This window comes from Aestuariivirga sp., from assembly GCF_047602625.1.
Classification (GTDB): Bacteria; Pseudomonadota; Alphaproteobacteria; order Rhizobiales; family Aestuariivirgaceae; genus Aestuariivirga.
The window spans coordinates 126,078-147,776 of record NZ_JASGGV010000001.1 but is presented as its reverse complement, the minus strand read 5'-3'; the positions used below and the strand labels follow the sequence as shown (position 1 = coordinate 147,776).

16 protein-coding genes and 1 pseudogene are annotated in these 21,699 nt (G+C 61.9%); 8 read left to right on the top strand and 9 right to left on the bottom strand.

Going from position 1 to position 21,699, the window contains the following annotated elements; translation table 11 throughout:
* The first annotated feature begins 116 nt into the window (after window positions 1–116).
* The 3 genes from QM694_RS00715 (at window position 117) to QM694_RS00705 (ending at window position 5,212) form a co-directional block, all read left to right on the top strand.
* Window positions 117–1,319 (top strand): mandelate racemase/muconate lactonizing enzyme family protein, encoded by a 1,203-nt coding sequence (locus QM694_RS00715; protein ID WP_415005040.1) that lies wholly within the window; start codon window positions 117–119, stop codon window positions 1,317–1,319.
* Window positions 1,320–1,379: 60 nt separating this feature from the next.
* Window positions 1,380–2,279, top strand: coding sequence for an NAD(P)-dependent oxidoreductase (locus QM694_RS00710; protein WP_415005039.1), 900 nt, complete (start codon window positions 1,380–1,382; stop codon window positions 2,277–2,279).
* A 1,610-nt stretch (window positions 2,280–3,889) separates the two neighbouring features.
* Window positions 3,890–5,212 (top strand): TROVE domain-containing protein, encoded by a 1,323-nt coding sequence (locus QM694_RS00705; protein WP_415005038.1) that lies wholly within the window; start codon window positions 3,890–3,892, stop codon window positions 5,210–5,212.
* Window positions 5,213–5,506: 294 nt separating this feature from the next.
* Here the strand turns inward: QM694_RS00705 and QM694_RS00700 are convergent, their stop codons facing one another.
* Window positions 5,507–6,400, bottom strand: a complete 894-nt coding sequence (locus QM694_RS00700) for a hydrogen peroxide-inducible genes activator (protein WP_415005037.1) — start codon at window positions 6,398–6,400, stop codon at window positions 5,507–5,509.
* Window positions 6,401–6,501: 101 nt separating this feature from the next.
* Between QM694_RS00700 and katG the strand changes: the two genes are divergently transcribed.
* From katG to QM694_RS00685, 3 genes are all read left to right on the top strand, one after another.
* Window positions 6,502–8,721, top strand: coding sequence for a catalase/peroxidase HPI (gene katG / locus QM694_RS00695; RefSeq protein WP_415005036.1), 2,220 nt, complete (start codon window positions 6,502–6,504; stop codon window positions 8,719–8,721).
* Between the two features lie 85 nt (window positions 8,722–8,806).
* The gene (locus QM694_RS00690; protein ID WP_415005035.1) at window positions 8,807–9,754 is read left to right on the top strand and encodes a hypothetical protein; all 948 of its coding nucleotides are present in this window, start codon (window positions 8,807–8,809) and stop codon (window positions 9,752–9,754) included.
* The gene (locus QM694_RS00685) at window positions 9,744–11,507 is read left to right on the top strand and encodes a hypothetical protein (RefSeq protein WP_415005034.1); all 1,764 of its coding nucleotides are present in this window, start codon (window positions 9,744–9,746) and stop codon (window positions 11,505–11,507) included. Before QM694_RS00690 ends, QM694_RS00685 begins: the two co-directional genes overlap by 11 nt.
* On the opposite strand, the gene aqpZ is transcribed toward QM694_RS00685, so the two are convergent.
* Window positions 11,494–12,180, bottom strand: coding sequence for an aquaporin Z (gene aqpZ, locus QM694_RS00680; protein ID WP_415005033.1), 687 nt, complete (start codon window positions 12,178–12,180; stop codon window positions 11,494–11,496). The genes QM694_RS00685 and aqpZ overlap by 14 nt on opposite strands.
* Before the next feature lie 221 nt (window positions 12,181–12,401).
* Between aqpZ and QM694_RS00675 the strand changes: the two genes are divergently transcribed.
* Complete coding sequence (locus QM694_RS00675; RefSeq protein WP_415005032.1) at window positions 12,402–13,847, top strand: DEAD/DEAH box helicase; 1,446 nt, start codon at window positions 12,402–12,404, stop codon at window positions 13,845–13,847.
* Here QM694_RS00675 and QM694_RS00670 read toward each other — a convergent pair.
* Window positions 13,822–14,463 carry a hypothetical protein gene (locus tag QM694_RS00670; protein ID WP_415005031.1) on the bottom strand — a complete coding sequence of 214 codons (642 nt, stop codon included), beginning with the start codon at window positions 14,461–14,463 and terminating at the stop codon, window positions 13,822–13,824. The two genes, QM694_RS00675 and QM694_RS00670, sit on opposite strands and share 26 nt — an antisense overlap.
* Window position 14,464: 1 nt before the next feature.
* Window positions 14,465–16,192, bottom strand: a complete 1,728-nt coding sequence (locus QM694_RS00665) for a restriction endonuclease (RefSeq protein WP_415005030.1) — start codon at window positions 16,190–16,192, stop codon at window positions 14,465–14,467.
* Window positions 16,193–16,616: 424 nt separating this feature from the next.
* Here QM694_RS00665 and QM694_RS00660 point away from each other — a divergent pair, with 424 nt between their 5' ends.
* Window positions 16,617–16,985, top strand: a complete 369-nt coding sequence (locus QM694_RS00660) for a hypothetical protein (RefSeq protein WP_415005029.1) — start codon at window positions 16,617–16,619, stop codon at window positions 16,983–16,985.
* Here QM694_RS00660 and QM694_RS00655 read toward each other — a convergent pair.
* The 5 genes and pseudogenes from QM694_RS00655 to QM694_RS00635 all read right to left on the bottom strand — a co-directional run bounded on the left by QM694_RS00655 (window position 16,927) and on the right by QM694_RS00635 (window position 21,579).
* A complete protein-coding gene (locus tag QM694_RS00655) occupies window positions 16,927–18,042 on the bottom strand; it encodes an acyltransferase family protein (RefSeq protein WP_415005028.1) in 1,116 nt (371 codons plus the stop codon). The genes QM694_RS00660 and QM694_RS00655 overlap by 59 nt on opposite strands.
* Window positions 18,043–18,152: 110 nt before the next feature.
* Window positions 18,153–18,512, bottom strand: coding sequence for a TfoX/Sxy family protein (locus QM694_RS00650; protein WP_415005027.1), 360 nt, complete (start codon window positions 18,510–18,512; stop codon window positions 18,153–18,155).
* A 92-nt stretch (window positions 18,513–18,604) separates the two neighbouring features.
* A pseudogene (locus QM694_RS00645) lies at window positions 18,605–18,928 on the bottom strand (VUT family protein); the annotation flags it as partial.
* A gap of 125 nt (window positions 18,929–19,053) precedes the next feature.
* Complete coding sequence (gene ndk, locus QM694_RS00640) at window positions 19,054–19,476, bottom strand: nucleoside-diphosphate kinase (protein WP_415005026.1); 423 nt, start codon at window positions 19,474–19,476, stop codon at window positions 19,054–19,056.
* A 78-nt stretch (window positions 19,477–19,554) separates the two neighbouring features.
* Complete coding sequence (locus tag QM694_RS00635; protein ID WP_415005025.1) at window positions 19,555–21,579, bottom strand: OmpA family protein; 2,025 nt, start codon at window positions 21,577–21,579, stop codon at window positions 19,555–19,557.
* Window positions 21,580–21,699: the final 120 nt, after the last annotated feature.

The following is a 21,699-nucleotide window of genomic DNA, read 5'->3' as shown; positions in this document are numbered from 1 at the left end:
AGCACGATATTTGCCTTCATAAACAAGCGCCGTGGCACACCTCCGGTTAGAAAAATTCATCACCCTTGGGGCCCGAAAGCCGCTATCACTCGGGCTCCTGACAGGAGCGCGCGCCCATGAAAATCCAAAACCTCAAGGTGTTCATCGTCGGCAATCCGCCGCCGGGCTGGGGCGGGCGCTATTTCACGTTCGTGAAGCTCACGACCGACACCGGCATCACCGGCATCGGCGAATGCTACTGCGCCACCTTCGGCCCCAAAGCCATGACGGCAATGATCGAAGACACCTTCAGCCGCTACATCGAAGGCATGGACCCGTTCCACCTCGAGGCCATGTGGCGCAAGGTCTATGGCTCGGGTTATACGCTTCGCCCCGATGTGTCGCTGATGGGTGTGCTGTCGGGCCTCGAGATCGCGCTGTGGGACATCATTGGCAAGGCTGTGGGCAAGCCCATCTATGAGCTGCTCGGCGGCCGCGTGCATGAGCGCTTGCGTTCCTACACCTATATCTATCCCGACCTGTCGAAGGGCCAGGATGATTCGATCTACTGGAATGCCGAGCAGTCGGCGGAGCGTGCGGCGCATTATGTGAGCCAAGGCTTCACCGCCGTGAAGTTCGATCCCGCCGCCCCCTATTCCGCCTTCGATCCGCGCCAGCCCTCGCTTGAATCGATGGATCTCTGCGTGAAGTTCTGCAAGCTCATCCGCGAGGCGGTGGGCACCAAAGCCGATCTGCTGTTCGGCACCCACGGACAATTCACGACCGCAGGCGCCATCCGCTTCGCGAAGAAGATCGAGCCTTTCGATCCCCTGTGGTTCGAGGAGCCGGTGCCGCCGGAAAAACCCGAAGAGATGGCGCTGGTGGCGCGCGGCACCTCCATTCCGGTGGCGACTGGCGAACGCCTCACCACGAAATATGAATTCGCCCGCGTTCTCGAAAACCGCGCCGCCTCCATTTTGCAAATGGCGCTGGGCCGTGTCGGCGGCTTGATGGAAGCCAAGAAAATCGCCGGCATGGCTGAAACCTATTACGCGCAGATCGCCCCGCATCTCTATGCCGGGCCCGTGGAAGGCGCCGCCAACATCCACTTCGCGGCGACGCTGCCCAATTTCCTCATCCTCGAATCGATCGAGCAATGGGGCGGTTTCCATTCAAAGATCTTGAAGAAGCCCATCCGGTGGGAAAACGGCTACGTGATCCTCCCCACCGAACCCGGCCTCGGCATCGAACTCGACGAAGAGGTGGCCGCCGCCCATCCCTACACCGGCGACAAGCTGCATCTCGAAATGACCAACCGCGTGCTGCGGAAGGAGGAGTAACCGTCCTCTCCCGCCGCCTTCCTTCTCCCCTCGCGGGAGAAGGACAACAAAGGAGCAAAGATGTCTTACGGCTATATCGGTCTCGGCAATCTCGGCGGGCATATTGCGATGAGCCTGATCCGCGCAGGGTTTGACGTGACGGTTTACGATCTCGATCCGGCCCTCGCCGAACGCCATATCAAGGCGGGCGCCAAATGGGCGGCCTCGCCGAAGGAACTCGCGGCGCAGGTCGATCATGTCTTCACCTGCCTGCCCTCGCCAACCGTCTCCGAAAAGGTGCTCGGCCAGATTCTCGAGGGGCTAAAGCCCGGCGGCACATGGATCGAAAACTCCACCAACGGGCGCGATGAGATGCAGCGCCTCGCAGGCATCGCTGAAGCCAAAGGCGTCAAGGTTCTCGAAGCTCCCGTCACCGGCGGCGTGCATCTGGCGGCGCGGGGGGAGATCACCGTGCTGGCGGGCGGCGAACCGGCGCTGTTCGTGCAGCACAAGGCCGCGCTTGAAGCCATCGGCAACCGCCTCTTCCACATGGGGCCGATCGGCTCCGCCGCCATCATCAAGGTCATCACCAACATGCTGGCCTTCATCCATCTCGTCGCCGATGCCGAGGCGCTGATGCTGGCGAAGCGCGGCGGGCTCGATCTGGCGCAGGCCTGGGCGGCGATCTCGGCGTCGAGCGGCACCAGCTTCGTGCATGAGACGGAGGGCCAGCTCATCCTCAACGGCAGCTATGACATTGCCTTCACCATGGACCTGGCGCTGAAAGACCTGGGCTTCGCCATGAATTTCGGCAGGGAATTCGGCGTGCCGCTCGATCTCGCCTCGCTCACCAACCAGACCTTCGTGAAGGGCAAGGCCGCCTATGGCGGTTCGGCGCAGTCCACCCAGATCGCCAAGCTTCTGGAGGATGTGCTGCACACCGATCTCCGCGCCCCGGGATTTCCTTCGCGCCTCGAATAAATCCCCAAGCGATATTTTTTGCTTACACGGCGAAATTATACTTGACTGCGGATCGCCGCCCGTCCTATACGCGCCTCCCGCTGCCCGCAATGGTGCGCGCAGCACATGATGAGAAACCATGCGCGTGATGATTGAAAAATCAGCCAGCCATACCTGCCTGAACAGGGCGGGAGATGCATTTGCGCATGGGAGCGGTGCCTGACGGCGGACAGATGGTTCGCTGCGGCAACCCCTCCCGAGCAGATGCTCCGGAGGGGTTTTTTATTGTCCCTCCGTAACGTGACGATGGAGACCCGGATCCACAAGCGCGGGGCCCGCCGGAGGGAACGGCGCGGAGAGTCATGCTCTCCGCGGTCCACCAATGGCGGAGCGGATACGAAAGGTATCCGCTTTTTGAAATTTTATTTAGTCTTTGGCCGGTGGTGAAGATCGTGGATCCTTCGCTCACCCAAGGGTCGTTCATGCGTACCGTGGAATGGGGCTCGCGAAGCCCTGTGCGACGCGGGATTGCGATAGCCTCCGCAAGGAGGCGGTTTGCGCCGGGCGATACCTTTCTTTCCATGATCGCCCGTTCCCCGGCCAACCCTGTCTTCCGGTGGTGAAGACGGACGGATACTTCGCTCTTAACGATGGCTTCGGCCGATCCGTCCGCCGCTTGCTCCCCGGAAGAGGCTGGTGGTGAAGACATCCGTTCCTCCGGTAAAGGCGCCGCGTCAAAAGCGCGGAATTTGTGGGTTCAAACCCCACCGGCAGAAATGCCGTGGCCGAACGCGCCCGTCAGGGCAGTCCGGATGCCGCCCGTTCCCCAGCCATATTTCCTGTCCCAAAGCGGCCCCGCATCTCACGCGGGGCCGCTGGCGGTGGTGAAGGTGCCCGATGCTTCGTGGATGAACTCCGGCCCATGGCCGGAGCGCGGTTCGAATCCGCCAGGGCGCCGAAAGTTCCCCGCCTTTCCACCCGGCCGGTGGTGAAGATTGCCGTTACTTCGACTGATAATCGAGAGGTCGCGGGTTGGACTCCCGCCGGGTGTTCCATGCACCCGTAGCTCAGCGGACAGAGCGCTTGCCATGGGGAGAAATCCACATGGCGTCTCGGCATCGCCCGTTCCCCGGCTACTTGTTCCAAAGCGGCCCCGCCTCTCACGCGCGGGGCCGCTGGCGGTGGTGAAAATACTGCTCCTTCGTGGGTCGCGGGTTCGAGTCCCGCCGGCGGCAGCCCTGCCGCCGTAGCTTAGCCGGTAGAGCAACGTACAGTATTGCCTGTTCCCCGCCTTTTTCTTTGGGCCGCCGTGGTGAAGATCGCCGGTACTTCGATAGCACCGAGGAGGACGCGGGTTCGACTCCCGCCGGGTCTGATGATCCGTAGCTCAGTGGCCAGAGCGCCAGCCACGCACGTGGCGTTCCGGCATCGCCCGTTCCCGGCGGCCCAATATCTTCCTTCCCCCGGCGGTGGTGAAGATCGCTGTTTCTTCGGGACCCGGAAAAGACGCCCCGGACGCGTTGCGCGTTCGCGGAGGTCGCCGGGGCGGCCGCAAGGCCGGTTGCAGCGTCGCCTGTTCCCCGCCGGGGCCAATCCAGCTTAACCCTACGCTCACGAAAGGAGGCATTCCCATGAGCACCCTCAACAAGATCAAGCGGGTTTTCACCCGTGAAGGCGGGCCGGCGGTCAAGCTTGGCCCCGAAGCCGAATTGCGCCGTACACTGATGAACTGCCTCCTGTGGGAGGACCAGTTCTACGACAGCGGTGTCACCATCGCCGAGCGCATCCGGGCGCTTGTCGCGGAGGTCAAGCCCGAGGTTTGCGCCGCGCTTGCGGTGGAGGCCCGCGAGGCCATGAAGCTCCGCCACGCGCCGCTTCTGGTGGTGCGCGAAATGGCAAGGCTTCCCAGCCATCGCGGGCTGGTGGCCGAAACGCTGGCACGCGTCATCCAGCGACCCGACGAGATGACCGAGTTTCTCGCCATCTACTGGGCGGATGCGCTGGGGCCGATGCAGCAGCGCAAGAAGCAGGCCGTCTCGGCGCAGGTGAAGAAGGGCCTCGCCAGGGCCCTGGCCAAGTTCGACGCCTACCAGCTTGCCAAGTACGACAGGGACGGTGCCGTGCGCCTGCGCGACGTGCTGTTCCTCGTCCACGCGAAGCCGAAGGACGCCGAACAGGAAAAGGTCTGGAAGCAGCTTGTCGATGGCGAGCTGGTTGCGGCCGACACCTGGGAGGTCGGGCTCTCGGCGGGCGAAGACAAGCGCCAGGTGTTCGAACGGCTGATCGCCGAAAAGAAGCTGGGCGCGCTCGCGCTCCTGCGGAACCTCCGGCTGATGCAGAAGGCCGGGGTGCCGCGCGAGGTGATCGCCGGGGCCTTGAGCCAGATGCGGACGGAGCGCGTGCTGCCGTTCCGCTTCATCACGGCAGCCCGGCATGCGCCCGATTTCGAGCCCGAACTCGAGCAGGCCATGCTGTCCTCGCTGGCGGGCCACGTGAAGCTGCCCGGCAAGACGCGGCTTTTGATCGACGTGTCAGGCTCGATGGATGCGGTGATGTCGCATCAGTCGGAGATGACGCGGCTCGATGCGGCCTGCGGCCTTGCAATCCTCGCCCGCGAAGTGTGCGAGGAGGTTGAAATCTTCACCTTCTCGCAAGGGGTGAAGAAGGTGCCGCCGCGCCATGGTTTCGCCTTGCGCGATGCCATCGTGATGAGCCAGCCGCATGGCGGAACCTACCTCGGCGCCGCTGTTTCCGAAGTGGACGTGAAGGGCGAACGCCTGATCGTCTTCACCGACGAGCAGTCGCACGACAAGGTTCCGGCGCCTCGTGGCCTCGGCTACATGGTGAACGTGGCATCCTACCAGCACGCCGTGGGCTTCGGCCCGTGGCGGCGCATCGATGGCTTCTCGGAAGCCATCATCAGCTGGATCGCAACAGTGGAAGGGGCGGCTTAGGCCGCCCTTTTTTTATTTGACTCCGGAAAATAAAGCGGCCCCGGAGGTGATGTGCCTCGCGGGGCCTGTCCGTGCAGCTTGCACTTTGTCCACGATGGGACTTGTCTTCATGCAGCCAGGGGCTGCGGCAGAAACCGGGTATGTGATCGCGCCATCATGCCCGTCTCCGGTCCGGTCAGATGGCGATGCTTTGCGTCGGCGGCATCAGTGTTCGAGACCTCTCTGCCTTGTCTTGTGTATTCAACGTGGGTCTTCCCCGCGCAATCGTCAAATCACGAAATGGGTCAGCCCTGCTTACGCCGCCCGCGCTTGCCTGATGAGGCGGCCGAATTCGAGGAAATCCTCCTTGCGGCGTGACGTGTCGCGCCACGCGAGGCCGATGGTGCGTGAGGGGCGCGGCCTTGCGAAATCCGCTACCGCCACATGGGCGTGGCTCCGCGTCTCCACCTCGCGGGCGAGTTCCGGCAGGATGGTCACGCCATAGCCATTGCCCGCCAGTTGCACGATGGTCGCCAAACTCGTCGCGCCGAATTCCTCCACGCCATCCACGCCCGCCTGCGAACAGAGGTTCAGCGCCTGATCGCGCAGGCAATGCCCCTCCTCCAGCAGCAGCACTTTTTCACTCTGGAGATCATCCATGGCGATGGCGCCCTGCCCGGCCAGCCTGTGGCCGCTCGGCGTCAGCACGAAAAACGGGTCTTCAAACAATCCCACCTGCGTCACGCCCGGCCGGTCGATGGGAAGGGCAAGCAGGATCAAATCGATCTTGCGGTCCATGAGCGCGTCCAGAAGCTGCGCCGTCTGGCTTTCGCGCACCTGCAATTCAAGCTCCGGCGCTTCGGCGCGCAGCACCGGCAGGATCGACGGCAGAAGATAGGGCCCGATCGAGGGAATCACGCCCAGCCGCAGCGGCCCGCTCAAGGGCTTGCCGCGTCCCCGGGCGAAATCCACAAGATCGCCCACCTCGGCCAGAATGCGGCCTGCACGCACCGCGACATCCTGCCCCACCGGCGTCAGGCTGATCGCCGCCTTGCCACGTTCCACGAGTTCGATGCCGAGTTTCGTCTCCAAGTCCTGGATCTGGAGGGACAAGGCAGGCTGTGAAATGGCGCATTCCGCAGCGGCGCGCCCGAAATTCAGGTGGCGGGCCAGCGATTCAAAATAACGGAGCTGTCTCAATGTCGGCATGCCATAAGTTTATCTTATCAACAGGCCAATGCAATACGATTTGAACAAATGGGTTCACTTTGCTACATGAGAAACATTCCAGCTTTCAGAGGAGAGGCGTGATGGATCTCAAGCCAGAGAAGAGTGCGGGCAAATGCCCGGTGGTGCATGGTGTGACCAGCGTATCGATGCGCGGCAACCGGGACTGGTGGCCAAACCAGCTTAATCTCGGAATCCTCCACCAGCACGGCAACACCTCCACGCCGATGGCGAAGACCTTCGATTACGCCAAGGAATTCGCCAAGCTCGATCTCAAGGCGCTGAAGGCCGATCTCACCAAGCTGATGACCGATTCCCAGCCCTGGTGGCCGGCGGATTTCGGCCACTATGGCCCCCTCTTCATCCGCATGGCCTGGCACAGTGCCGGCACCTATCGCATGGGTGATGGCCGCGGCGGCGCTGGCTCCGGCCAGCAGCGTTTCGCCCCCCTCAATTCCTGGCCCGACAACGTGAACCTCGACAAGGCCCGCCGCCTGCTGTGGCCGATCAAGAAGAAATACGGCAACAGGATTTCCTGGGCCGATCTCCTCATCCTCACCGGCAACGTGGCGCTCGAATCCATGGGCTTCAAGACCTTCGGCTTCGCCGGTGGCCGCGCCGACGTGTGGGAGCCCGATCAGGACGTTTATTGGGGCGCTGAAACCGAATGGCTCGCCCCCACCAAGAATCCGCACAGCCGCTATTCCGGCGAGCGCGATCTGGCGAACCCGCTGGCTGCCGTGCAGATGGGCCTCATCTACGTGAACCCCGAAGGCCCGGACGGCAATCCCGATCCGCTGGCCTCGGCGCGCGACATCCGCGACACCTTCGCCCGCATGGCGATGAACGACGAGGAAACCGTGGCGCTCATCGCCGGCGGCCACACCTTCGGCAAGACGCATGGCGCGGGCGAGGCCACCAATGTCGGCTCCGACCCGGAAGCGAGCGACCTCGCGGCGCAAGGATTGGGCTGGGCCAGCAAGTTCGGCTCGGGCTTTGGCGGCGATACGATCTCCTCAGGCCTTGAAGTGACGTGGACCTCCACCCCCACCAAGTGGAGCAACAACTTCTTCTGGAATCTCTTCGGCTATGAGTGGGAGCTGACCAAGAGCCCCGCCGGAGCCAACCAATGGCAGCCCAAGAACGGCGCGGGCGCCAACACCATCCCCGATGCGCATGACAAGACGAAGCGCCGCGCGCCCGCCATGCTCACCTCCGACATCGCGCTGCGCGCCGATCCGGCTTACGAAAAGATTTCGCGCCGCTTCTTTGAAAACCCGGATGAGTTTGCCGACGCCTTTGCCCGCGCCTGGTTCAAGCTCACCCACCGCGACATGGGCCCGCGCGCCCGTTACCTCGGCCCAGAAGTTCCGGCGGAAGAGCTGATCTGGCAGGATCCGGTTCCGGCCGTCGATCACCCGCTGGTCGATGCGGCGGATATTGCGGCGCTCAAGGCCAAGGTCCTGGCCTCCGGCCTCACGGTGGCGCAGCTCGTCTCCACCGCCTGGGCCTCGGCCTCGACCTTCCGCGGCTCCGACAAGCGGGGCGGCGCCAATGGCGCCCGCATCCGCCTGAGCCCCCAGAAGGATTGGCCGGTGAACCAGCCGGCCGAACTGGCCGTGGTGCTGGGGGCGCTCGAAACCCTCGCGGCGGAATTCAACGCGGCGCAGAAGACCGCCAAGAAGATTTCGCTGGCCGACATGATCGTGCTGGCGGGTTCCGCCGGCGTTGAACAGGCGGCGCGTAATGCCGGCCACAGCGTGGAGGTTCCCTTCGCGCCCGGCCGCACCGATGCCACCGATGCCCAGACCGACGCCGAGTCCTTCTCAGTGCTGGAGCCTGTCGCCGATGGCTTCCGCAACTTCCTGAAAGCCGACTTCACGGTGCCGTCAGAGCAGCTTCTGCTCGACAAGGCGCAGCTCCTGACGCTCAACGCGCCGGAGATGGCGGTGCTGCTTGGCGGCTTGCGTGTCATCGGCGCCAACACCGGCGGCTCGCAGCATGGCGTCTTCACCAAGACGCCGGGGGCGCTTAGCAACGACTTCTTCGCCAACTTGATCGACATGAGCACGGTGTGGACGTCCACAAGCCCCGCGCAGGCCACTTTCGAGGGCAAGGACCGCGCCACCGGCCAGCCGAAATGGACGGCCACCCGCGTCGACCTCGTCTTCGGCTCCAACGCCCAGCTTCGGGCGCTGGCCGAGGTCTATGCCCAGGACGACGCGAAGGAGGCCTTCGTCAACGACTTCGTGGCCGCCTGGACGAAGGTCATGAACCTCGACCGCTTCGATCTGGCGGCCTGAAAAGCCACCACAAGGTTCGATCACGACTCGGGCCTCCTCCACATGCCGTGGAGGGGGCCTTTTTCATCCGGGACACGCTTTCTCCATGACACGGCGCAATCTCATCATCATCCATCGCGGCCCGGACTATGAGGCGGATTTCGACCTGATTTCGCAAAAGGTGTTCGCGCTGGATGATGACATCACGATCTATTCGGTGCCCGCCCAGATCAATGCGCAACTGCCGCCCGAGGTTTGGCAACGGCCCACGCTCACCGTGGCGCTCACATCCGACTACAAGCTGAAGATCGCGCGCGGCCCCATCCTCGCCAACCGCGCCATCGACAAGATCACCCAGGCCAAGCGCATGCAGCAGGCGGGCATCGCCGTGCCGCCCGCCCTTCCCTTCCAGTACGGCATGAAGCTCGATCCCATCATGTTCGGATCGCACGCTCTCATCAAGCCGGCGGACCTCGCCTTCACCACCAAGGGCGACGGCATCGACGTGTTCCGGCGCGAACGCCTGCAGGAGCTGCGCCCAAGCGATTTTCCCGCCGATCATCCCATCCACAAGGCGCGCCACGGCTATCTCGTGCAGCGCTTCATTGACACGGGGCCGCATGCGTCGAGCGTGCGGGTCGCGGTCTTTCTCGGCAAGATCATCTATTCCCTCACCTATATCGCCGATGATGAAACGCCGCCGCTCGCATCCTGCGACGATGCCATGCTGGCCTCCCACAGCTTCACGCAGAAGGGCAAGCGGCAGATGATCTTCCGCGAGTTCCCGGTTGAAGGCGAAGTCGCGCTCCGGATCGCCGCTGTGTTTCCGGAGATCCCGCTGCTCGGCATCGATTTCGTTGTCGATCACGCGACCGGCAAGCCCTATTGCCTGGAAGTCAACGCGGGCGGCAATTCCTGGCACTTCTCCTCGCAGCTCTGGGCGAAGCGGCGGGCGGAATTTCCGGAACTCGCGGCGCAGATGAAAAACCAGTTCGGCGCTTTCGACGTCGCGGCGCGGGCGCTGGTGGAAAAGACCCACGCCCTTGCCGCCTGAAATTCCGCATCTGAATCAGGCGCCCGATCCGGCCTTCACCACGATCGCCGGATTGCGCGCCGCCATGACGGCGCTGAACCCCGACGGCGCGGCCTATCTCGGCCATCTGCTCGAAGGGCCGTTCACGGAAGGCAAAGGCGTGTGGGTGAACGGGAGCAGCGCGGCGAAGCAGGCGATGGGGAACATCCTTGCCAGCCAGCCGGAACTCGCCTGTGAAAATCCGTATGCGGAGCATTTCCGCCGCGCCATCCGCCGGCGCGGCGAAAACACCGTCATCCTGCGCGGCATCCACGAAGCGCCTGCCGGTCACCGCGCCATCCTCGATGCGCCGCGCGGAAAGCCCGTCGCGCTTTTCGCAGGGGGGCCTGCCGCCAAGATCGCGGCATTGCTTGCCGCATTGAACGGCACGCATGAGGTGCATTTCGTGCTCGATGGCGCGGAGCAATCGAACGAGAGCGGCTCGGCCTCTTACGAGCATGTGAACCACGCCAATGCCCTCAATGCCGAATATGACAACACCGGCCATGGCATTTTCTTCACCGCGCTGAAGCGCGCGATCTTCGGCGAGCCCGATCCCGCCGTGGCGCTTTCTTATGACTACCGCAAGGTCGATCTGTGGCCCCATGCGCTCTCATGGCGCGATGTGCCGATCTATGCCGGAAACGAGTTGCACGGCCTCGCGCAATCGCTGAAGCGCCTTCTGGGACTGGACGACGATCACGCCAAAAGCCGCCGCGCTTCGCTGGTCTCCACCCATCTCATGTCATGGCTGGAACAGCGGCTTGGCCAACCCTTCCGCCTCGACAACAGCCGCAAGCGCGCCATCTTCCTGTTCTTCACGGCCGCGCATGTGGCCCATGCGGCGCGCGACAACCGCGAGCTTCGCGCTCATGTGGGCCTTGATCCGCAGGCCCTCACGGCGGAGAAGCTGGAACATTTCTATGGCCCCGGCATCACAGCGCGCGTGGCGGCGGGCGATCTCTTCCCCGAGAACGCCTGCATCCGCCACGGCTTCGATCAGGTCTGCCGCGCCGCCATGGAGCCGCTGGGCATCCGATATCACCACCGCCGCCGCATCGACGGCATTTATTTTGACAAGGGCAAAGCCACGGGCGTCACGCTGGCCGATCCCGCCACCGGCTCGATCACCTGCCTGCCCCTCGATCATCTCGGCCTCTCGCTCGGCCCCACGGCGACTTACCGCTATGCACAAGGCACAGCCTCGCCCGTGCCCTACCAGACCATCGCCACCGGGCTTTCCGCACAGGTCCTGTTTCGCATCACCGATGAGGCGAAGTCCCGCGATCTGCCCTTTACCGGCCTCAAGCAGACGCATTTCGTGGAGATCGGCCGCAGCAAAACCCATGTGCTGATGAAGCTCACCTGCGGCGGCGTCATCGGCCTTCCCGTCTATAGCCGGAGCTATGGCATCAGCGCGCTGGCGAGCCTGTTGCGCGTCATCGGCCCCGGCGTGGGGCTCATGTTTGAGGATGTCATCTCGGCTTTCCCCTGCACCAGGGGCATCAATGCGCCGAACAATGGCCAGGTCGTCAGGCTTGCGGAGAATGCCGTGGCGCGCTTCGCCGAAGGCGGCACCGGCATGTCGAAGATGGCCTCAAACGCACAGACCATGCTGGACCTTACCGGTCTCGCATGGCCTGCGCCGCAGGATTTGAGAATAGATGAGGCGCTGTACCGGCACACGGTCATTGACCGGCGCAGCGCCGTTTCGCGGAAGCTCAGTCGTCGCTGAGCAGCACCTTGTGGATCAGGGCGCCGATGACGGCCCCGATGATCGGCGCCACCCAGAAGAGCCAGAGCTGGCTCAGCGCGCCCGTCTGCGCGAAGAGCGCCACGGCGGTGGAGCGGGCCGGGTTCACGGAGGTGTTGGTGACGGGGATCGAGATCAGGTGGATCAGCGTCAGCCCCAGGCCGATGGCGATCGGCGCGAAGCCAACCGGCGCGAGACGGTGCGTCGACCCCAGGATGATGATCAGGAACACCGCCGTCAGCACCACCTCGATCAGGAAGCACGCGCCCAGCCCATATTTGCCGGGCGAAAGCTCGCCATAGCCATTGGTGGCGAAGCCGCCGACGCCTGCGAAATCAGCCTTGCCGGAGGCGATGAGATAAAGCACCGCGGCGGCGGCAGCGCCGCCCACCACCTGGGCGATGATATAGCCCGGCACATCGCTCCACGGCAGGCGGCCCGCCGTGGCGCAGCCCACGGTGACAGCCGGGTTGAAATGGCCGCCGGAGATATGGCCCACGGCATAGGCCATGGTCAGCACGGTGAGGCCAAAGGCCAGCGCCACGCCCGCGAAGGCGATGCCGAGGCCCGGAAAGCCCGCCGCCAGCACGGCCGCGCCGCACCCGCCAAACACCAGCACGAAGGTGCCGAAAAATTCCGCTGCAAGTTTCTTCATTGGGTCCCCCAGTTGCAAACTGCCCGAATCACGGGTCATGGCTGAAACCTAGCAAAAATCGCTCTGGTTGTGCCCCGGCGTTTAGAATTAACGGCCAATCAATTTGACTTTTGCAGCAATTCTTCCTATCTCCGCCCTCAGACAAGACGCCCCCGGATGTGGCGAGACGGCCCCGGGCGCCCATGAACTTCCAATCGCCAGAACGGTATTCCAGTTACTCAATGAATTTCTCCGAGCTCGGTTTGAGCCCCAAGGTCCTCGAGGCGGTCACCGCCGCGGGATATACCACCCCCACCGCCATCCAGGCGCAGGCCATTCCCCACGCGCTGCAGCGCAAGGATGTGATGGGCCTCGCCCAGACAGGCTCCGGCAAGACAGCCGCCTTCGTGCTGCCCATGTTGACGCTGCTCGAAAAGGGCCGTGCCCGCGCCCGCATGCCGCGCACGCTCATCCTCGAGCCGACGCGCGAACTCGCCGCCCAGGTGCAGGAAGCCTTCGAAACGCTGGGCAAGCTGCACAATCTCAACGTGGCGCTGCTGATCGGCGGCGTGGCGTTCGATCCGCAGGCCGCCAAGATCGACCGCGGGGCCGATGTCGTCATCGCCACGCCGGGCCGCCTGCTCGATATGTTCGAGCGCGGACGCCTGCTCCTCACCGGCATCGAGATGCTGGTGATCGACGAGGCCGACCGCATGCTCGACATGGGCTTCATCCCCGACATCGAGCGGATCTGCAAGCTCCTCCCCTTCACGCGGCAGACGCTGTTCTTCTCCGCCACCATGCCGCCGGAAATCCAGCGCCTCACCACGCAGTTCCTGCATAACCCCGAGCGGATCGAGGCCACGCGCCCCTCCTCCACGGCCGAGACCATCGAGCAGAAGCTGGTCAGCGTGCCGCATGAGGCCAAGCAGAAGCGCGAGGCGCTGCGCGCCCTTCTCCGCACCCAGGACAATGTGAAGAACGCCATCGTCTTCGCCAACCGCAAGACCACCGTGGCGCTTCTCGAAAAATCGCTGAAAGCCCATGGCTTCAATGCCGGGGCGCTGCATGGCGACATGGACCAGTCGGCCCGCCTCAAGACGCTGGCCGCCTTCCGCGCCAATGAGATCACATATCTGATCGCCTCCGATGTGGCGGCGCGCGGGCTGGATATCCCCGAGGTCAGCCACGTCTTCAATTTCGACGTGCCGACGCATGCGGAAGATTACGTCCACCGCATCGGCCGCACCGGCCGCGCGGGGCGTGAGGGCCACGCCTTCACCATGCTGACGAAGGAAGAGGGCAAATACTGGAAGGCCATCGAAACGCTGATCAAGAAGGATGTGCCCTTCTTCGAGCTGGGCGAGGTGCCTGCGGATTCGAAATCAGGCCCGGAGCGCGAGGAACGCCCAGGCCGTGGCCGCCGCGAACGTGGCGGCCGTGACCGCAGCCATGAGAAGCGCGAACCCCGCGCCCCGCGTGCGGAGGCGGAAGCCCCGGCCCCGGCACAACAGCCCCGCGCCGCCAAGCCCCAGCACACGCCAAAGCCCGAAGCGCGCGGCCCCCGCCCCGAGCGGCAGGACCGCCGCCCCTCCCGTCACCACGACGACGACGCCGCCCCCGACCACAGCCGCTTCCACGGCGACAACATGCCGGCGTTCCTCATGAGGCCGGTGAAGGCGGGGTGAGGGAGGCCCCCCCTATCTTCCGAAGGTATTCTCCAAACTTTGCGGGCAACTCAGAAGTCTCCTGAACAAACAGGCCAACAACTCTCTCAAGACTCAGCTCGACCGCCGGAGTAACTTTTTCCAAGTCAAGATTCGGTATTTCGTGCCCCGCACCAAGTTTGGAAATCATCAACTCTTGGATATGACGAATATCTACTCTAACAAAAATTACCCCATTCTTTTTCACAAACCTAAGCGCTTCCACAAGAACTTTCGTTTCCCAATCTTCGACAAAATGAACTGAGAAATGAGTCTCTTCAAGGCTAGCATTGAGTGAGCCCATAACCTTATAAATATTTGCTCGCCTGACGAGCACGTCTATCGTAGTTGCCGCCAGCGTACGGGATGCGGCTTCATTCCACTTTCCAGTCAATAACGTGAATGCCAAAATAATTGACACTCTGGTGTCTCTATCTAAAGCACCTTCGAATATCGCAACCAAAGTGCCGATATATTGCGTTACAAAAGACTCCCCATAGTCTCTGGGTTCCACGCTCAAACAATCAAGCAAGACTACCCATGGCGACATCCCTAAGAGGACTTCGCGCCTTTCATCCGCCACACGCTTTTCTATCATTCTAAGAAGCAAGCGTCTTCAACAGACTAACAGATAGCCTTCCCCGAAAATTTGAGAATTGCCTATCCCATCTCACTATGCCACTTTTTTTAGGATTTTGCTCAATAAAACTTAGAACCTCGCTGTTGGCGTTAGCTCCAGCAAATTCCAATTCCGCTCCTGACAATTCGGTTTCTATCATGTACTCAGCCACTAAAAATTCCAAAAATGATTTATGAGGGAAAAACAGAACCGACCCTTTGCTTTCCAAAAAGCATGCCTGAATCAGGTCGCGCTTCTCCCCTTCCAGATTTTGCGAATCATGAGGCACTATCCCCTGAAATATACTTTCTGGGATTTTTGCAGCCTCGATGTTGGTGGTCTTAATGACTCGCCACATGAACCACGCCAGCCTCCTAGAGAACTGTCGGCGTTGATCTATTGTAAAGTTTCCCCTTACCCTTTTCGATATGACTTCTCTTTCTATGGTTTGAGTAATTACCGTGTGATACAAGTCATGTTGCGAAAATTTCTTAATCTCAATATTTCTATCGGCCACAAGAAGACCAACCATTCTCGCATGCACCGGTCTTTTTGAAAGATCATCAATACCGTGAACCCTTAGGAGCTCTATTCTTTTCTCCAATTCAGATTCTGTAATCAACTTCTCTTTTTTCGCAAAAAAATTGGCATAGTTTCTTACAAGTCTAAAAGCCACATCTTCTGATAAATCTCCAATAACTTTTTGAATATACTTAGGTGCGCCGTCTATGCGTATTTCATGATTTCCGACTTTTCTTACACCCTTAAATACCCATGCACTTTCATCTTCAGATAGAAGAGCGTTCGGTCTCCCTAAGACTATGACCTTAGAGCGCCCACACACCAATCGATTTATCTGCGAAAAATTGTAGCAAAACTGCTCCCAGGTGATGGCGTGCTTCATTTCGTCAAATCCGTCGCATATTACAACGAATCTGCCTGCTTCATTGAGTCGAGAAAACAGGAAATAGTTATAACCCGACACTATTCCATTCGTAACAAAAGCCCTTCCCAGAAGCCCCTCTATACTCTGCTCGCCAGCAATCTCAGCGAGAGGAACATAAATCGGAATCCGCGAGTTGCCATTTATTTTAAATTTCACAGATAACTCATATGCTAATTTTGTGGCTAGGGAAGTCTTTCCTTTGCCGTACCCCGCCAGAACGGCCATTGGCGATGCAGAGTTGCCGTCTTCAATCCATTTAATTATCGATGACATGAGATTTTCATCGTTCTCATCCTTCACATCGACATAGTTTTCTGATACGTCACTGGCTGTATATTCACTAATTCTAAACTCAATGTATTTTGAAAAATCAATAATTGAATTTCGAAGGCTATCTATTGTAATAAAGCTTAGAGTTGGGTTGGTCTTGATATAATTTTTGGCCGCTGCACTGCAATCGGTAGAGGATATAATTTTTATCTCATTTCCTCCACATAAAGTCAGTAATGGGAAATACTCATTATATATTTGCGTTACTTCAGCGGATCTAATGGAATTCTTATAGTTTTTACATTCAATGAGAATTTTCTTTTGGTTTCCCAAAAAATTCGTTTGCACTACTACATCAACTTTTTTGTGCCCTATCAAAGTTTCAACTTCGACTTGACATCCAGCGGCTCTAAACAATTCGGCCACCTCGTCGCGCAGCGCGTTGCCTTTTTCTACAGTATTGCTTTTAGAGAGGGTGTGGTTCCGGTTCATATCCCAATTTGTACACAGAACAGATGATCGGCAAATCTATTTTGGGAGTTTAAAGTTTTGCAGTTCAATTTTTTTGTGACTTTATTCCTGTTCTGTGACCACATCCCTCTCAGGCTGTTCCAAAGGAGGGGACGATGTCGACAGCGTCCCGGTATCGCGAAACAGCCCGCGGGTCCCGCGCCCGGTGCCGTAACGCAGCACCGGTCCCGGGCCTTATCGTGCAGCCCCGGGGCCACTATGAGCCCCGCGCCGCAAGGCCGTTAGGCAGCTCCAGGCGAGCAGAGCCGAAGCGCTGCATGCCAAAGGTCACCCCCGCGCCGCAAAGCCGGGCGCAAGCGCCCCGCGATTTCCCCATTTCTCCCGGATTGCGTGAGCCCCGGCTCCGGCATTCCCCTCCGCCCTTTCATCAAAGGAGCCCGCCCCGATGCTGAATCACCTCTTCATCGAACGCGAGCCGCCGTTGCCGCGCTGCCCCCTGGCCGGGTGCCGCCGCAGCGGCCGCTGCCGCTTTCCCGGCGAGGATGATCCCTGCCGCAGGCTCTATGAAGAGCGCGAGGCCTGGCGCTACCGCTTCCACATGCGGCTCATCCGCATGATCCGCAAGGAGACCGAGGGCCTGCCTCCCGTCACCAAGGAGGAAGGCGAAGAAAATCTCGCCCGGGTCTACAAGGAGATGCAGAAGCGCTGCCGGGAGCTGGAGGCCGAAGAGAAGAAGGCGAAGCAGGGCGCGCCGGTCACTCCGCCGGAAAAGCCCGCGCGGAGAAGGCGGCGCGCCGCTCGGGCGGGCGGTTGATGCCCAGCAGCAGCAGCGCCGGGATGCGGTGCTTCACCACGGCGCGGTGCAGCAGGATGGGCAGCGCCAGCCCGGCGGCGAGGCCGATCGGAAAGCGCAAGCCGTCCGGCACGGCGCCAAACAGCCAGTGCAGCGTCATGCGCGATCCGCCGGTGAAGAAGGGATGAAACAGGTAGATCGCATAGGAATAGCCGCCGATCCACGCCAGCCACGCCACGTTCTGGCGCAGCAGCAGCATGGCCACGCAAGACACCAGCGAGCAGCCGATGAAGATCAGGACACGGAACAATTCCGGCCCGAGGATGCGCTCCAGCGGCATGTTCCAGCGCACCGCCATGATGACGACCAGCGCCGCCGCCAGCACGCCGCCGCAGGAATAGCGCGCCACGGGATGGCTGTCGCACAGGTCGAGTATGCCGAAGGCGTGAAACACAACGCCTGTCATGAAGAAGGGCAGCAGCAGGATGGCGCCGTCGACGCTGAACACATTGGGCTCGATCGACGTCAGGATCATCGCGCCGCCGATCGACGCTGCGAACAGGACGGCGGCCGTGCGCTTCGGATCGATGACCGCCGCATTGGCGGCCGCGAAAACGCCGATCACCACCGCGAAGATGATCAGCGAGGCCTGCAGATACCAGAAATGCGCGTAGGGAAGGACGAGGTTCGACAGCGGCGAGCCGGTGCAGAACCGCGAGGGCGTGTGGCAGGCGGCCGTGTAGAACAGCGTCGAGACCATCACCAGCGGAATGCCAAGCCGTATCAGCTTGCGCAGCGCCTCGCGGCCTCCCGCCTGCCAGCCCGACACCTCATAATGAAACAGGAAGCCCGACAGGCAGGCGAACATCGGCAGGCGCAGCGGCGTGACGATGACGGCGATCTGCCGCCACAGCGAATTATCCGCCACATGCAGGCCGCTCGAAGAATCCGCGCCGATGACATGGAACGCCACGATGAGGATGCAGGCGATGCCGCGCAGCGTGTCGATGCGGCCGTCACGGAGGCCCGTCCGGCCACGCAGCGCGCGAATCTCTCTTGCGGGCAACCACTGCTGCATGCGGGAACTGTATTCCCCCAACAGCTTGACGCAAGCGTCAATTGCATCCGTCCACAGCAGAAGTCACATGCGCGCATGCGGCAACAGCATTGCGATTGGAATTGAAACTGTTACGCGCGCCTGCTGCGCCGATTCGTTTTCGCCTTCGCCTTGCCGAGCGCCACGGCAAACGCCTTGCGGCACCACTCCGCCATGTCAGAAGGATCATCGAGGCAGCGTTCGGGTGCGCGCCAATAGCCCATGATGGTGCGCGGGCCTGATTTGGTCTGATAGGTGAAAGGCTTCAGGCCTTCGGCTTCAAAGGCCGCGCAGCCCGGCTCATCGGTCTTGAAATAGAGAATGTCCTGCGCCACCAGCGCGAACATCAGCCCGTCTCGGAAAATTCCCACGCCCGAGAACATGCGCTTGATGTGCACCGGGCCGAACTCCACCATCTGTTCCTGCAGGAAGGCGGAATATTCAGCGCTCACCGCCATCGCTAGCCGTGCACGGCTTCCGCATTGCCGGTGCGCATCTTCAGCATCATCCACAGCACGAACACGCCCAGCGCCTTCGACAGCACTTCGGTGACGAAAGCCGCGGGCGTGAGGTAACCGGCGAGATGCTGGAAGGCCAGCGTATCGACGGGAACCGAGAACAGCGCCGACAGCAGGATGCGATTCTGCAGCGGGCGCTTCGTGAAGGAATAGACGGCCCAGTCCACCATCTCGGAGAGCGCGAAGGCCGTGAGGCTCGCCACCGCCAGTCCCGGCCCCGCGAAAAGATAGACAGGAATGGCCGCGAAAGCCGTGGCCAGCAGAACTTTGTGGCCGATCTCGCGCTGCGCATAATCGCGCAGCACGAAGACGAAGCCGACGATCACATTGGCGAGATAGAGCGTGCCCATCCATGTGTGGGTGTCCCACTGCGTCACGCCCTCGATCAGGTTCTCGGGCACGAACAGCCAGTTCACCAGCACGATGAAGGCGATATAGGCCGCCACCGACACCGTTGCGGGCACGATCCGGTTCATCAGCCGACGATCTCCGCCGGCTTGAACACCTGGTTGATCTCGATCTTGGCGTTCTCGGGCGAGTCGGAGCCATGAACCGAATTGGCCTCGATCGATTCCGCGAACTCCTTGCGGATGGTGCCCGGCGCCGCATTGGCCGGGTTGGTGGCGCCCATGATCTCGCGGTACTTGGCGACCGCGTTCTCGCCCTCCAGAACCTGGACCACGATGGGGCCCGACATCATGAAGCTCACGAGGTCATTGTAGAAGGGGCGTTCTTTATGCACGGCATAGAACGCGCCGGCCTCGGCGGTGCCCCACTTCACGCGCTTCTGGGCGATGATGCGAAGGCCCGCGCCCTCGATCTTGGCATTGATGGCGCCGGTGAGATTGCGCCGCGTCGCGTCCGGCTTGATGATCGAGAAGGTGCGTTCGATGGCCATGGAAATCCTCATGCAATGGCGGAAAACAGTCGGGCCGCCATATACCGGCGGCCCGTCAATCGTGCAAGTGTGGCGCTGTTACTGGGGCAGTTCGCCCACCAGCGGCGTGGCGCGCTCGATCGAGACGCGGCGGTTTTCCGCTTCCGGGTCGGGCGTCGGGATTTTCAGATACTGCTCGCCATAGCCCACCGTCTGCAAGTTCTGCGGCGGGATGACATAGAAAGTGGTGAGCGCCTGCTTCACCGCCTCGGCGCGCCGCCGCGACAGGTCGAGATTGGCCTCGGGCGATCCCACGGCGTCGGTATAGCCTTCGATCAGGAACACCTCGCGCGGATGGGCGGCGAGTATTTTCTCCATCACCTCGGCGATCTGGTCGAGCTTCTCCACCTCTTCCTCGCGGACGAAGGCCTCGCCGAAGCCGAAATGGATGGTGTCGATGTCAACCGACGGCATCACATCGCGGAGCTGCGGATTCTGCTCCACCTCCTGGATGGTGTAGCGGCGGTCGATGGGACGGCGCGGCGGCGCGATCAGCACCTGCTCAAGCTCGTTGCCATCCACTTCGGCGGCAAACACATCGGGCGGCGGCGGTGGGCCGCCGGGCTGGAAATTCATGCCGAGATGAATGTTGATGTTGCCGTTGTGGAGCGCGGCCTGGCGCTGGCGCCGCTCATCAAGCATGCGCATGCGCATGAACTGCCGGTCCGCCGCCATCTGCTGCTGCCAGCGGGCGCGCTGGGCGGCATCGTAGCGGGCATCGGCGACGGCATCGCGATAGGCGTCGATCCGCTGCTGCAACTCGTAATCCTTGAGCGCATTGGGCGGCCGCGTATCGTTCAGGATGATCTGGATGTTGACCGTGTTGTTCTTGCCGGGCGGCTTGGGCGGCTGGCCCGGAGGCGGCGCGCCGTTGCTCGGCTGCATGGCCACGCGGCTGCGCAGGATCTCGCGCTCGGCCTGCAGCTTCATGCGCAGCGCCTTGTCGGTCTGGGGCGACAGCGTATTGGATTGCAGCAGCGTGCGCATGCCGGCAAGGCGCTGGCGCAGTTGCGGCAGCGGCATCGCCTGCGGCTGCACATTGGCATTGAGGATCACCTGCGCCTTGGCCTCGGAGGCGGGATCGGCCTTGCCCGGCGGCATGGGCGGCTGGCCCGGAGACTGGCCGTTGCCGCCGCCTGCCGTCTCTCCATTGCCTGCGCCAGGAGTCTTGCCCTGCTGGCGGGCGAGGAATTCAGCGCGCAGGGCCTTCTGCCGCTGTGCCACGCGCTTGCGCGTTTCCTGCGGCAGGGAATTGCTCTGAAGCAGAGTCCGCCCCAGTTTCATCTGCTGTGCCAGATCAGCCTGGTCGAGTGACGCGGGGGCGCGATTGTCCTGCAGATAGGCGGTGGCGTCACCCGAAGCCGGCGCGCCTGCGGGGGGCTGCTGCCCGCCACCCTGCGCCGCCCCATTGCCCTGCTGCGTGGTGCCGGGCTGCTGCGTTGTGCCCTGCCCCTGGCCCTGCTGGCGCGATTGCAATTCGGCGCGCGCCGCCTGGAGTTTCTTCGCCACCTGCTGGCGCGTCTGCGGCGGCAGGGATTTGTCCTGCATGAAGCCGCGGCCGGTCTTCATCTGCTGGGCCAGTTCGGCGGCGCTCATGTCCTGGGGTGCGCGGGAATCCTTGATGTAAGCCGCCACATCATCGGGCACCTGCGTGCCGATGGGCATGGCTTTCTTGGCGGGCTGCTGCGTGCCGTCCTGCTGGTCAGGCTGCGCCTGCTGTGTCTGCTGCTGCTTGGGCTGCTGCTGGCCGCCACCCTGCTGGCGCGATGCCAGCTCTTTCTGCGCATTAGCGAGCATGTTGTTGAGGACATTCTTGGTCTTGGGCGGCAGATCGGGCGTGGCCAGATATTGCTGCGCCTTGGCAATGCGGTCCTGCAACTCGGCATCCGACAACTGCTTGGGGCCCTTGCGGCCCTGAATGAAACTGGCGATTTCCGGCGGCACTTCCGCCGCCTGCGCCACCACCATCGCGGCGGGTTCGGTGGCTCCTGCCTGCTGTGTCACGGCAGGGACGAGAAAAACGGCCAGCGCGAACAGGCTGACGGCGAGGCGTGTTTTCATCATTGCTCCACTCCAGCACGGCGGATTCGAGTCCGCCGCTCTCACCTCCAAGGCGTATGCGCGCAGCATGGCCAAAGTAAGGTTCTGGCGTGGCAGGGCGTTCACAAGACTGAACGCCGGATG

Coding starts and splice junctions, on each gene's coding strand:
- QM694_RS00670 (WP_415005031.1), bottom strand. CDS start 14,463: ATGATAGAAAAGCGTGTGGCGGATGAAAGGCGCGAAGTCCTCTTAGGG.
- QM694_RS00690 (WP_415005035.1), top strand. CDS start 8,807: ATGACACGGCGCAATCTCATCATCATCCATCGCGGCCCGGACTATGAG.
- aqpZ (WP_415005033.1), bottom strand. CDS start 12,180: ATGAAGAAACTTGCAGCGGAATTTTTCGGCACCTTCGTGCTGGTGTTT.
- QM694_RS00715 (WP_415005040.1), top strand. CDS start 117: ATGAAAATCCAAAACCTCAAGGTGTTCATCGTCGGCAATCCGCCGCCG.
- QM694_RS00665 (WP_415005030.1), bottom strand. CDS start 16,192: ATGAACCGGAACCACACCCTCTCTAAAAGCAATACTGTAGAAAAAGGC.
- QM694_RS00660 (WP_415005029.1), top strand. CDS start 16,617: ATGCTGAATCACCTCTTCATCGAACGCGAGCCGCCGTTGCCGCGCTGC.
- QM694_RS00655 (WP_415005028.1), bottom strand. CDS start 18,042: ATGCAGCAGTGGTTGCCCGCAAGAGAGATTCGCGCGCTGCGTGGCCGG.
- QM694_RS00705 (WP_415005038.1), top strand. CDS start 3,890: ATGAGCACCCTCAACAAGATCAAGCGGGTTTTCACCCGTGAAGGCGGG.
- QM694_RS00675 (WP_415005032.1), top strand. CDS start 12,402: ATGAATTTCTCCGAGCTCGGTTTGAGCCCCAAGGTCCTCGAGGCGGTC.
- QM694_RS00710 (WP_415005039.1), top strand. CDS start 1,380: ATGTCTTACGGCTATATCGGTCTCGGCAATCTCGGCGGGCATATTGCG.
- ndk (WP_415005026.1), bottom strand. CDS start 19,476: ATGGCCATCGAACGCACCTTCTCGATCATCAAGCCGGACGCGACGCGG.
- QM694_RS00700 (WP_415005037.1), bottom strand. CDS start 6,400: ATGCCGACATTGAGACAGCTCCGTTATTTTGAATCGCTGGCCCGCCAC.
- QM694_RS00635 (WP_415005025.1), bottom strand. CDS start 21,579: ATGATGAAAACACGCCTCGCCGTCAGCCTGTTCGCGCTGGCCGTTTTT.
- katG (WP_415005036.1), top strand. CDS start 6,502: ATGGATCTCAAGCCAGAGAAGAGTGCGGGCAAATGCCCGGTGGTGCAT.